Source organism: Acinetobacter sp. NPDC052428 (assembly GCF_044547685.1).
GTDB lineage: Bacteria > Pseudomonadota > Gammaproteobacteria > Pseudomonadales > Moraxellaceae > Acinetobacter > Acinetobacter lwoffii_G.
On sequence record NZ_JBIUAT010000013.1, the window covers coordinates 33,085 to 45,476 of the forward strand.

The 12,392-nt window shown below is 46.8% G+C and carries 8 protein-coding genes; 5 read left to right on the top strand and 3 right to left on the bottom strand.

The features are described from left to right. Positions 1-16: 16 nt before the first annotated feature. Positions 17-2,824: an ATP-binding protein gene (locus ACIG3F_RS08985; RefSeq protein WP_004645149.1), complete on the bottom strand. Its 2,808-nt coding sequence runs from the start codon at positions 2,822-2,824 to the stop codon at positions 17-19. Positions 2,825-3,186: 362 nt separating this feature from the next. Between ACIG3F_RS08985 and cysM the strand changes: the two genes are divergently transcribed. The 5 genes from cysM (at position 3,187) to ACIG3F_RS09010 (ending at position 9,474) form a co-directional block, all read left to right on the top strand. Further along, positions 3,187-4,116: a cysteine synthase CysM gene (gene cysM, locus ACIG3F_RS08990; RefSeq protein ID WP_004281649.1), complete on the top strand. Its 930-nt coding sequence runs from the start codon at positions 3,187-3,189 to the stop codon at positions 4,114-4,116. 18 nt (positions 4,117-4,134) lie between these two features. After that, on the top strand, positions 4,135-4,953 hold the full coding sequence (locus ACIG3F_RS08995; RefSeq protein WP_004281650.1) for a 3'-5' exonuclease: 819 nt from the start codon (positions 4,135-4,137) through the stop codon (positions 4,951-4,953). Between the two features lie 6 nt (positions 4,954-4,959). Further along, positions 4,960-6,348, top strand: coding sequence for a 23S rRNA (uracil(1939)-C(5))-methyltransferase RlmD (gene rlmD, locus ACIG3F_RS09000; RefSeq protein WP_004281651.1), 1,389 nt, complete (start codon positions 4,960-4,962; stop codon positions 6,346-6,348). Positions 6,349-6,380: 32 nt separating this feature from the next. Continuing rightward, positions 6,381-8,690, top strand: a complete 2,310-nt coding sequence (locus ACIG3F_RS09005) for a bifunctional (p)ppGpp synthetase/guanosine-3',5'-bis(diphosphate) 3'-pyrophosphohydrolase (protein ID WP_044110572.1) — start codon at positions 6,381-6,383, stop codon at positions 8,688-8,690. Between the two features lie 100 nt (positions 8,691-8,790). Further along, positions 8,791-9,474 carry a hypothetical protein gene (locus ACIG3F_RS09010; RefSeq protein WP_247144099.1) on the top strand — a complete coding sequence of 228 codons (684 nt, stop codon included), beginning with the start codon at positions 8,791-8,793 and terminating at the stop codon, positions 9,472-9,474. 24 nt (positions 9,475-9,498) lie between these two features. Here the strand turns inward: ACIG3F_RS09010 and secF are convergent, their stop codons facing one another. Together secF and secD are read right to left on the bottom strand one after the other, a co-directional pair. Further along, on the bottom strand, positions 9,499-10,473 hold the full coding sequence (secF, locus tag ACIG3F_RS09015) for a protein translocase subunit SecF (protein WP_171066787.1): 975 nt from the start codon (positions 10,471-10,473) through the stop codon (positions 9,499-9,501). An 8-nt stretch (positions 10,474-10,481) separates the two neighbouring features. Further along, entirely contained in the window at positions 10,482-12,380 is a 1,899-nt protein-coding gene (gene secD, locus ACIG3F_RS09020) for a protein translocase subunit SecD (protein WP_396469865.1), read from the bottom strand. Between the last annotated feature and the right edge of the window lie 12 nt (positions 12,381-12,392).

Genomic DNA, 12,392 nt, shown 5'->3' on the forward strand with positions numbered 1-12,392 from the left:
GAGCCACTTCAGAGGTTTAATTCAAATGTTGCTTCAAAATTTGCTGGGCAGCCTGTTCAACCTGTTCAACCACGGCTTTGAGTTCATCAAAATATTTCAGCACGTCCTGAACAAAGTTTTCATCGGCCTTACGGCGTTCTTTGCGCAGGGTTGAAACGAACTGTTCAAAGCCACCGGTGACTTTCTGTAAAGTCGGTGCACCGACATAGCGGGTCGCGCCGTATAAACGATGCAGCACATGTTCCAGTTGTGGGAAATCTTCCAGTTCAATCAGTTGCTGCATTTCATCGAGTTCATCCGCAAAGCTGTCCACCAGCATGCGTAACAGATCTACCGCCAGATCTTCCTTATTGGCTGCCAGTTGCAGGCTTTGCTGCCAGTCCAGAATATTTGGATCCAGAGCATCAATCACATTGGCACGTTCCAGTACCGGAATCCGTTTAAAATGCTCGGTGGTCCAGTGCGTCAAAATTTGGATAATCTGCTCGATCTGGATCGGCTTGGTGACATAATCATCCATGCCGTTTTGCAGCAGTTTATGTTTTTCATCAGAAAGTGCATGCGCCGTCAGTGCAATAATCGGCAGGCGGCTATGATTTTCAAAGGTCGATTCCAGCGAGCGAATAGCACGGGTGGTATCGATCCCCGACATGACTGGCATCTGAATGTCCATAAAGACCAGATCAAATGCTGGCTGTTCCTGTTCATAACGGCGCTGAATAATATCGATCGCTTCCTGCCCGCTGAGGGCTTTGGTCGTAGTGACATTGAGTTCACCCAGCAATGCTTCCAGAACAATCAGGTTGGGTAAGTGATCATCCACGGCCAGAATATGCAGGCCTTGACCATTAAATTCTTCATGCTGTTCCTGGTCGAAGACCGGCTGATTGCCGAGTAACTGAATCAGCGCGCTGCGGCTGAGTGGCTGATGCAGGGCACGGGCACGATGGTCATTGAGCATGCTTGGATCCAGTTGCATCTGATAACCATAGACAGCCAGATGACCCTGATAACGTGAACGGATTTCGCGTAACAAGACTTCACTGTCACCACTATGATCGACGATCAGCCAGGTATTTTCGCTATTCTGTAAATGATTCAGACGGCTAAACAGATCCAGAATTGATGCACATTCAATATGTTTAACCTGATAATTTTCCAGATAATGCCGCAGCACATTCGCAGTTGCCGGATGTGCAAGATAAGACACCACGGTCAATTCGCTAAAATCTGGATGCTCAATCACGGTATCTTCATCGACCAGGAACTGGGCAGTAAACCAGAAAGTAGAGCCTTTTTCGGTTGGAGCACGTTCCTGATTGTCTTCAAAACCAATCTGGCCATGCATCAGGCTGACCAGCTGTTTGGAAATTGCCAGACCAAGACCGGTACCGCCAAACTGACGGGTCACCGAGGTATCACCCTGCGAGAAGGACTCAAACAGCTTTTTACGGTCGGTACCACTCAGGCCAATGCCGCTATCCTGTACACTAAAATGCAGCACACACTGATCCATTCCATCATGTTCCATGCGTGCCCGGACAATGATTTCTCCATCCGGAGTGAATTTGATCGCATTGGAAATCAGGTTGGTCAGAATCTGTTTAAATCGTAGCGCATCACCAATAATGTGTTTTGGCACACCATCTGCATAATAGAAGGCCATATCAATATGTTTTTGTGCTGCCAGAGGTGACAACATGTCCATCACATCAAAAATCGCTTCTTCCAGATCAAAAGGTGCCGTTTCCAGTTCCAGTTTGCCGGCATCAATTTTGGAAAAATCCAGAACATCATTGATCAGTGCCAGCAAATGCGCCGAAGACTTACGAATGGTCTGCAAATACAGGCTCTGCTCGTTGCTGAGATTGCCCTGACGTAACAACAGATGAATAAAACCATCAATACTGTTCAGCGGGGTGCGCAATTCATGGGAAATATTGGCCAGAAACACCGACTTGGCCTGGTTGGCCGAGATCGCCTGGTCGCGTGCCTGACGATAGGTAATATTCTGGACTTCTAAAGTGTCGAGGGTGCGGCGTAAATCGTCTTCGGTCTGTTCGGTATGTTCACGCAGTTCCAGAAAGCTGAAATGCAAACGTTTCACCACATTGGCGATATCACGTTGCAATAAACGCAGCTCGCCGGTGCTGTTAATCACCATATGCTGGCCGAGGGTATCGGCATTCAGGCGTTGCAATTGCATGCGAATCTCATACATTGGGGCGATCCAGCGCCGTGAGTAGAAATTCAAGCAAAGTAATAACAATAATAAGGTCAGTAATCCGGTCGCAATCAGTACGATCAGTACTCGGTAACGGGCAATTGCTAGCGGCTGGTTATCCAGTTCGATCGCCAGCCAGCCGGTAGAAAAAGTGTTTTCATTCACTTTAATGGCATAGATATGATTATCTTGATGCAGAATCGGACCAACAAAATTGCCGCTTTTCTCAAATTCTGGCCAAGGCGCCTGTTCCTGAAAACCAATGCCCAAACGGTTCTTGCCATTTTCATCCAGAACTGCTGCCCGAACCAGATGCTTTTCATTCAGCATGTTCTGCATGGCGTTGTGAGCCTGGTCATATTGCCATGGATACAGATTCAAGATATCCAGTGCATATTCTGAGGTGCCTTGAAAACGGGTGAGAATCGCAATGGCCATCTGCTTCTGCTGGGCACGTGCGGCATTCGAGGTCTCAGTCAACACCAGCATGGCACCGACACAGGCCAAAATGGTAATCGGCACAAAAATCAGCGCAATCAGCTGTCCATAGGCATGATTTAAGTGTAGGCGTTTAAACAGCTTTTTGTTGATCGTTGACATGATTTAAGCAGTATTTTCTTTATGCCTGGCATATTAGCATGCTTTAAATCGACAGTTAAAATTTAAGCATAATTTTTATAAAGCTTCGGATTAGCAGTTAAAAATACAAGAGATTTCAGTTAATTTTGCTCAGGTACAGCAAGACTAAGACGCACGAAATTTCAATCTGTAAAAGTGCCAGACTGAAATAGTATTTTCATCTTCATTAGCGAGCTGCTTCACCTGGCTAAATTATCGGGAAATGTAGTTTATGGCTTGATAGTGTGTGAGTTTTAGTGAGTTTTCTGAAAAAGCCTTGCTAAATGGGTGCAGGGAAAAGCATTTTTTCATACAATAGCCGCACCTCGATATAGGTGCAAATAATGAGTAATACCATCCCTGATTTTCAAGCAGATGAATTTTTGTTAGACCATTATGTAGGCAAAACGCCGCTGGTGCGTTTACAGCGTCTGGCAAGTCACACTCAAGCTACAGTACTCGCGAAACTCGAAGGCAATAACCCAGCAGGTTCGGTCAAAGACCGTCCGGCCTATAATATGATCATGCAGGCCGAGAAGCGTGGGCAGATCAAACCGGGTGACACCCTGATTGAGGCAACGAGCGGAAATACGGGGATTGCATTGGCGATGGTCGCAGCAATGCGTGGCTATAAAATGAAGCTGATCATGCCGAATAATATGAGTCAGGAACGTAAGGACGCGATGCGTGCGTATGGTGCCGAGCTAATTGAAGTAACCAAAGAGCAGGGCATGGAAGGTGCACGTGATCTTGCTGCTCAAATGCAGAATGATGGTGTGGGTCTGGTGCTGAATCAGTTCGGAAATCCGGACAATGTCGAAGCGCATTACCTGACCACGGGTCCAGAAATCTGGCAGCAAACCGGTGGCAAAATTACCCATTTTGTCAGTTCTATGGGTACCACCGGCACCATCATGGGTGTGTCGAAATACCTGAAAGAAATGAATCCTGATATTCAGATCGTCGGTTTACAGCCATCTGATGGTTCAAGCATTGCCGGAATCCGTCGCTGGCCAGAAGAATATCTGCCAACCATTTTCGACCGCAGCCGAGTCGATCGCATTATTGATATTCCACAAATCGAAGCTGAAAAAACCATGCGTAAGCTGGCACAGAAAGAAGGCATCAGTGCCGGAACCTCTTCTGGTGGGGCAGTGTGGGCCTCGATTAAACTGGCGGAAGAACATCCGGATGCAGTGATTGTGTGTATTATCTGTGACCGTGGTGACCGTTACTTGTCTACAGGGTTATTCTCTGTACAAGATCCTGAATAATTATTTGAGCACTGTTTTATGCGCCTGCCTGTTTTAACTTTCGATATTGAAACCCAAACCGATCTCAAATCAGGCGCGCATCTGTTTGGTCTGGACCTGCCCGAAGCAGATCTGGATCAGGCCTTGACCAAATTACGCCGTCAGGATTCAGGCTCAGATTTTCAGCGTTTGCCGCTGCATGAAATCGTCTGTATTTCCGGTTTGTGGATGGATGAGCAGGGCATCAAGCTGTTTTCGTTTAGCCGAGAACAGCATTCTGAAGCAGAAATTTTGAAAAAATTCTTGTCGATTTTTGACAAGCGCCATCCGACTCTAGTGAGTTGGAACGGCTCACAGTTTGATTTACCAGTGATTTTATACCGCGCCATGTATCATGGGCTCTCTGCACCGAGTCTGTTCGATCAGGGCGAAATTGATACGCAAAAGCGTTATAATAACTACCAGAATCGTTACCATCATCGTCATGTTGACCTGATGGATGTGATGGCCATGTTTCATGCCCGTCATTTCCAGAAGCTGGATGATGTTGCACATTTGCTGGGCTATCCAGGCAAGCGCGGTGACGGAGCCTATCGGGTTCCGGAATATGTCCGCAATCAGCAATGGACCGAACTGACGTCTTATTGTGAAGGTGATGTCCTGAATACCTGGCTGGTGTATATCCGCTGGTTGCTGTTAAAAGGCCAGCTGTTACTGCCGGATTATCAGCATCTGCTGCAAAGCACGATTCAATATTTGCATACTCAACCGCAGCATGCGGACTTTTTATCAGTTTGGCGTGAGACTTCGCAACGAACTGAATTTACCCAATTTGATTTTCCCATCTCCACACCCTAGGTTTTCATGAAACATCGAGCACAAGCACGTCCTATCCAGCAACCCGAGTACATTTTTCAGGTTGAGTCACTATCGCATGAGGGACGTGGCATCGCTCATTATGGTTCACATCCGGATCATCCGCAGCATAAACATGGCAAGAAAGTCTTTATCCGTTATGCCTTGCCGGGTGAAACCGTGCGTGCCCGCATTACCCGCGAAGTTAAGAAGCTAGAAGAAGCCGACAGTCTTGAATTGTTGAGCGATGCTTCTGAGATTCGCGTGAAGCCGGTGTGTCCACATTTTGGGATTTGCGGTGGCTGTAATATGCAGCATATCGCTGCGGATGCGCAGATTGAACTGAAACAGAATGTGCTGAAATCGCATCTTCAGCATTTTGCTGGAATCCAGCCCGATCAATGGCTACCGCCTTTACGTTCACAACGTGAAGATTATCGCCGTAAAGCGCGAATCGGGGTGCGTTATCTGCCTTCCAAGGATCAGCTGGTGGTGGGCTTTCGTGAAAATCAGTCCAACAAACTCACGTCGATTGATCGCTGTATGATCTTGGATCGCGAGTTTGGCTCGGTTACAGGTCTTAAACAATTGCTGCAAGGTCTCAATGGTAAGGCTGACATCGGTCATATAGAATTGGCCATGGGGGATCAGGACATTGCGCTGCTAGTGCGTGAAACTGCAAAATTATCTGCCGATGATGTCAACCAATTGCGCGAATTTACGTTACAGAAAGGCTGGCAACTGTATCTGCAGCCTGCCGGCAAAGAAACGCTCTCGCGGATAGATGATCCAGAAGCATCTGCACGCTTACACTATGGTCTTGATGACTTTGATGTGAAATTCGGCTTTAATCCTCTGGACTTTACTCAGGTAAATTCAAGCATCAATCCGCAAATGGTACGATTGGCATGTGATTTGCTTCAGCTACAACAGGGTGAACGGGTTCTGGATCTGTTTTGTGGATTAGGAAACTTTTCTTTGCCGCTGGCGCGCTGTGTTGGTGCGTCGGGTCAGGTGATTGCGGTCGAGGGAAGTGATGAAATGGTTCGACGTGGTGCGGAAAATGCCAAAAACAATGGTATTGCACAAATATCGTTCTATTCACAAGATTTAACCAAAGATTTCTCGCACCACACTTGGGCAAATCAAGGTTTTGATGCATTATTAATCGACCCGCCACGTGCCGGGGCAGAAGAAGTGATGCATTATATCCCTCAGTTTGGAGCTAAAAGAATCGTTTATGTGTCATGTAATCCTGCGACACTCGCCAGAGATGCAGGACTCTTGGTACAACAGGGCTATCGTCTCACCCAAGCGGGCGTGATGGATATGTTTACACATACTGGACATGTTGAATCAATCGCATTGTTCGAAAAAGAAAATCAAATAAACGATTAAAGAAATGATGTTTTTAAAAGTAGGAGACGGGTATGGTCACAGTACGTGAGCAACTCCCTGGGCGACTCAATGAGTTGTCACAGGAGACGACTGTAGAACATGCCGAACAAGCACACCAGGATCTGACTGAATGGTTGGATCGGGTTCGTGGCATATTAGATGGCGCACCTTTAACGCAGCTCGAAGAAGTCGCCCACTTAACATTAGAAAGAGAGCTGCAAAGTACGGTTCAGCACCGCTCCAATACCTTTTATACTGGTATTGAGATGGCGGATATTCTAGCGCATCTGCATGTCGATGAAGATACTTTGTCCGCAGCGATGTTGTATCGTGCTGTTCGTGAAGGTGTCATGCCACTCAGTGAAGTACTGGAACAGTTCGGCGAACAGGTGCATAGCCTGGTCAAAGGTACGCTTGCCATGGGTAAGCTGTCTGAGCTGATCGAAAAAAATAAACGCTTGGAAGATCATTTTAATAATAACCAGCGTGAACATCTGTCTGGCATTTACAAAATGTTGATCTCGGTCACCGAAGATGTACGTGTTGTTCTGGTCAAGCTGGCTGAACGTACCTATGCCTTGCGTGAACTGGCCAATTCCTCGCGTGAGCGTCAGGAAAGGGTGGCCCGAGAAATTCTGACCATTTACTCGCCACTGGCACACCGTTTAGGTATTGCCCAATTAAAGTGGGAGCTGGAAGATCTGGCTTTCCGTTATCTTGCGCCGGAACGTTATAAAGAAATTGCTTCCTTACTGAATGAAAAGCGTCTGGAGCGTGAACAGTATATTCAGTTTGTGATTGATAAATTACGCAATGAATTGGCCGAGCATGGTATCGAAGCTGAAATTAATGGCCGGGTGAAACACATTTATTCGATTTATCGAAAAATGAAAAGTAAGAACCTGAGCTTTGACCAGCTCTATGATATTCGTGCTTTACGGGTACTGGTGAAAAGTGTGCCGGAGTGTTATCACACTTTAGGTATTGTGCATCAGATCTGGCGCCATATTCCGCATCAGTTTGATGATTACATTACCAATCCGAAAGCCAATGGCTATCGTTCTTTGCATACTGCGGTGATTGCCGAGAACAAGTCACTTGAAGTGCAGATTCGTACCCATGCAATGCATGATGAAGCTGAACTTGGGGTATGTTCACATTTTAATTATAAAGAAGGCGCGAAAACCACAGATCGCTCCTTTAACCATCGTCTGCATTCCTTACGTGCGGTACTTGAGCATTATCAAGAACGTAATGAAAGCAGTGCACATAAAGAATCTGAAGATGAAATAGAGAATTTTGAGCATATTCAAGATTTTGAAGGCTTCGAAAAGATCTATGTGTTTAGCCGTGATGGCGATATCAAAGAGCTGCCGCGTGATTCGACCGTACTCGACTTTGCTTATCATGTGCATACCGAGGTCGGGAACAAGTGCTATGCCGCACGGGTGAATCAGCGCTATGTGCCACTCACTTATACCCTGAAAACAGGTGAGCAGGTCGAGATTTTGACCAAAAAAGACCGGGAACCGAATCGGGACTGGTTGGTCAATTCATTAGGTTATATCAAGACTGCCCGTGCGCGGGACAAGCTGCGTCACTGGTTCCGTCAGCAGGATCGTAGCAAGAACCTGGAAGTCGGCCGTGAAGTACTGAACAAAGAATTGTCACGTCTGGCAATTCATCCGAAATCGATTGATCTGAGTGATTATTGCAACCACTTCAATGTCAAAACCGGTGATGACATTCTGGTGAATCTGGTCAATGGTGATATCAGCCTGCATGCCCTGATTAATCAGGTGAACCGTCACATGCATCTGGATCAGGACGAGCCTGAGCTGGTGCTGAAACCTGCCTTGAACCCGCGTGCCAGTCATACACTGTCAGCGCACGGGATTCTGATCGACGGTTTAGATAACGTGGAACTGCATGTCGCGCAATGTTGCCAACCGGTGCATGGTGAATCGATCGCTGGCTATATCACTCTGAATCGTGGAGTGAGCATTCATAAGGTGGCCTGTCCGGACTATGTGCGCATGATCACCCAAGAGCCTGAGCGTGCGGTAGAAGCCGATTGGGAAATGCAGCCGACTCGTGGTCAGAGCGTACAGATTGTGGTGGAAGCTTATGATCGACGCGGTTTGCTCAAAGATCTCACGCAAGTGATTTTCTCGGATCAGATCAATATCCGTCAGGTGAATACCATTTCGGAAGCGGATGGTATTGCCAATATGAAGCTGCTGATTGAAGTCAAAGGTCTGGCACAACTTTCCAAGCTGCTGGCCCGTCTTGAGCAGCAACCGGGAATTATCAGCGCGCGTCGTCTGGTACAGGGTACTTAATTCCTGTTACCTAAGTTTAAAAAGCCTGCAATTCAATTGCGGGCTTTTTTATTGTAAGGTATTTGAATCACATGCATAAAAAATAGACCAGCAAACCAAAATGAGCGCGACCGAAATATTTGAACGTAGACGAAATAATCTGGCCAAGGTGATTGATTTGCTGATCGAGACGCAGCAATTTAAAACCGGCAAAGAGATCTGTGAACATTTCGGCTTGTCAGCCTCATATATTGCGCAATTGCTGAATAGCAAACGCCAGATCGGCGAGAAAGCAGCAAGGGAGTTGGAACAACAACTGGGTCTAGATGTGCTCATTCTAGATCAGTCGACTGAACCAAAAGTTGAATTAGCTCCGGTTCCAGCGCAAGGTACTCTGTTTCAAATGCAGGTAATAGAACAGCAGGCATTTGCACTTATCTCCCTGGATTCAGCGCTCTCATTCAATCAGGATATTTTTCATCTGCAAGCACAGCATTATGCGATTCAGGTAGCAGGGCCGTATTATTTTCCCAGCTTAAAATCAGGTTGGTGGCTGATTTGTGACAAACAGGCCGGGTTGCCAATTTCATGCATGCTCTGTATATATCTGGTCAATGGCCTGCAGCTAATTTTGCAGTTGGTGAGCGAAGCTCAGGATCATTATGAATTCCAAAGCCTGGATGAACACCGACAGGTGATTTTTCAAAAAACCGATATTGAGAAAATCCATCCAGTCATTTCGATTATTCCCACTGCCACATATTCAAACAGCAGAAATAATTCAGCCCATCATAAGACGGGCTGAACGATGAACATGAAACAGAACAGATTATGGAATCTGGTTCTCGTCTTCAAATTCTGGCTTCACCTGAACAATAAAGTCCTGACGGTTTAGACCACGCCACAAGGCAAAGGCTGTACCAATATAGATCGACGAATAGGTCCCGACAAAGACACCAACAAACATCGCGATCGAGAACCATTTCAGACCATCACCACCCATCAGCATCATGGCAAGCACCACGAGCAATAAGGTCATAGAGGTATGAATGGTACGACGCAGGGTTTCAGTCAGGGCAATGTTAATGATTTCGACCGGTTCTGCACCACGAATCTTACGGAAGTTCTCACGGATACGGTCAGAGACCACGATATTATCATTCAGTGAGAAACCGATGATTGCAAGGAGTGCCGCAAGTACAGTGAGGTCAAATGGCCACTGCATCATCGCAAAAATCCCGAGGGTAACGACGATATCATGGAACAGTGACAATACTGCACCCATAGCCAGCTTGACCTCAAAGCGGATGGTGACATAGACCAGCATCAGCAGGAGCGCAAGTGCCACAGCACCGCCAGAACGGACATAGAGCTCATTACCGACCTGTCCACCTACGACATCAACCTTCGGTACTTCTGCCGCATTATTTGGCAGTTGAACTGCGGCTGTAACAGCTTTGGTCAGGTCTTCAGCTTCGATATCTTCCTGAACCGGCATACGCACCATCAGGTCACGTTCAGAACCTAAAGTCTGAACCACAGCATCATTAAAGCCTGCCTGGTTCAATGCCTTGGAGACATCTTCAGGTTTGACCGGATTGGTATAGTTTAATTCGGCTGCCACACCACCGGTAAAGTCTAAACCGAGGTTCAGGCCTTTGGTGGCAATAAAGAAGATACTCGCAACGGTTAAGAGGATTGAAAACAATGCCGCAGGCATCGCAATCTTCATAAACGGAATAATGCGTTCGTCTTCCGGGCGACCGTACTGTTTTTGATTCAGTTGAGTATTTTCAGTCATCAGTGATCTCCTTAAATGCTCAACTTTTTCAAGTTACGTTTTTTGCCATAAATGAGCTGTACCACGGCACGCGTTACTGTAATGGCAGTAAACATCGAGCAGACAATACCAATCATCAGGGTTACGGCAAAGCCTTTGATCGGACCTGTACCAATCGCGAACAGAATGAACGCCACCAGGAATGTGGTCAAGTTCGAGTCGAAAATGGTGTTATAGGCACGATCATAACCGGCCACAATCGCCTGTTTCGGCGAAGCCCCCCATTTCATTTCTTCCCGTATTCGCTCACAGATCAGTACGTTGGCATCGACTGCCATACCAATGGTAATGACGATACCAGCAATACCAGGAAGGGTAAGGGAAGCACCAATCCAGGACATGACTGTCAGAATCATCGCCAGGTTAAAGACCAGGGCAAAGTTGGCAATCACACCAAACAGACGGAAGAATACCACCATCCAGATGGCAACCAGAAGGAAACCGATCTGAGTTGAAAGTACACCTTTATCGATGTTTTCTTGACCCAGACTTGGACCAATCACACGTTCTTCTACAAAGTACATTGGCGCAGCCAATGCACCTGCACGCAGCATCAAGGCAAGTTCAGCAGCTTCTTGCGGTGAGTCCAGACCGGTAATACGGAACTGAGAACCCAGTACTGCCTGAATGGTTGCAGCGTTAATGACCACAGATTCGGTATACGGTGTACGCACTTCAGTTTGCGTACCGGTCGCAGGGTCTTCAACATAGTTAATGCGCTGTTTGTTCTCGATGAACAAGACGGCCATACGTTTGCCGACTGCATTACGGGTCGCATCTGCCATCAGCTTACCGCCTGCGCTGTCCAGGGTAATGTTCACTTCTGCACCGCCTGTGTCCTGGCTAAAGCCACTGGATGCATTCTGAACACGTTCACCGGTTAAGATACGGTTACGGTTCAGGAGGAGCTGACGACCACTGTCCAATGATTCATAAGCAAATACTTCTGTGCCTGGTGGCAATGCACCCGTTGCCTGACCAGTATATGGATCAATGTATTGATCATTCTGGTCAGAAACTAAACGGAATTCCAGGTTCGCAGTACGACCCAGGACACGTTTCGCTTCAGCGGTATCCTGTACACCAGGAAGCTCAACCACAATACGGTTGCTGCCCTGGGTTTGAACCAATGCTTCTGCCACCCCTAACTCGTTAATACGGTTACGTAAAGTGGTCAAGTTCTGATTGACAGCATAAGATTCAATTTCTTGCTTACGCACATCGGTATAGTTCAAACGTAAAGTCGAACCGGTCTCGGTCGCAACAGCCTGCTGGGTAAACTCATTGCCATTACGGCGCAAGAAGTCCATCGTTGCAGAACGATCATCATTGTTGGCAAACTGCATCACAATGGTGTTGTTGCTTAAATTCAGGCTATTAAATTTCAGGTTGTTATCACGCAACTGACGACGTAGATCCGTCGCAGAGGTTTCCATACGCTGGGAAATGGCCTTGTCCATATCCACTTCAAGCAAGAAGTGAACACCACCACGTAAATCCAGGCCAAGCTTCATTGGTTTGGCACCAATTTTTTGCAGCCATTCTGGGGTGGTCGGGGCAAGGTTCAATGCAACCACGTAATCATCACCTAAACCACGACGTAAAGCCTCTTTAGCTTTAAGCTGCGATTCACTTGAATCTACACGTAATAAAGCTGCATTGTTGCCAAAGCTATTGTCATGGGTGGCAATATTTTCAGTTTTTAAAATTTGCTCTGCTTTTTGTACGATGCTTGCATCAATTTGAGTACCGGCTTTGGCACCCGAAATCTGTACAGCAGGTTCATCTGGATACAAACTTGGCAGGGCATATAAGGTACTGATCACCAGGACAACCAGGATCAGTACATATTTCCATGCTGGGTAACGCATTCGTTTTCTTCT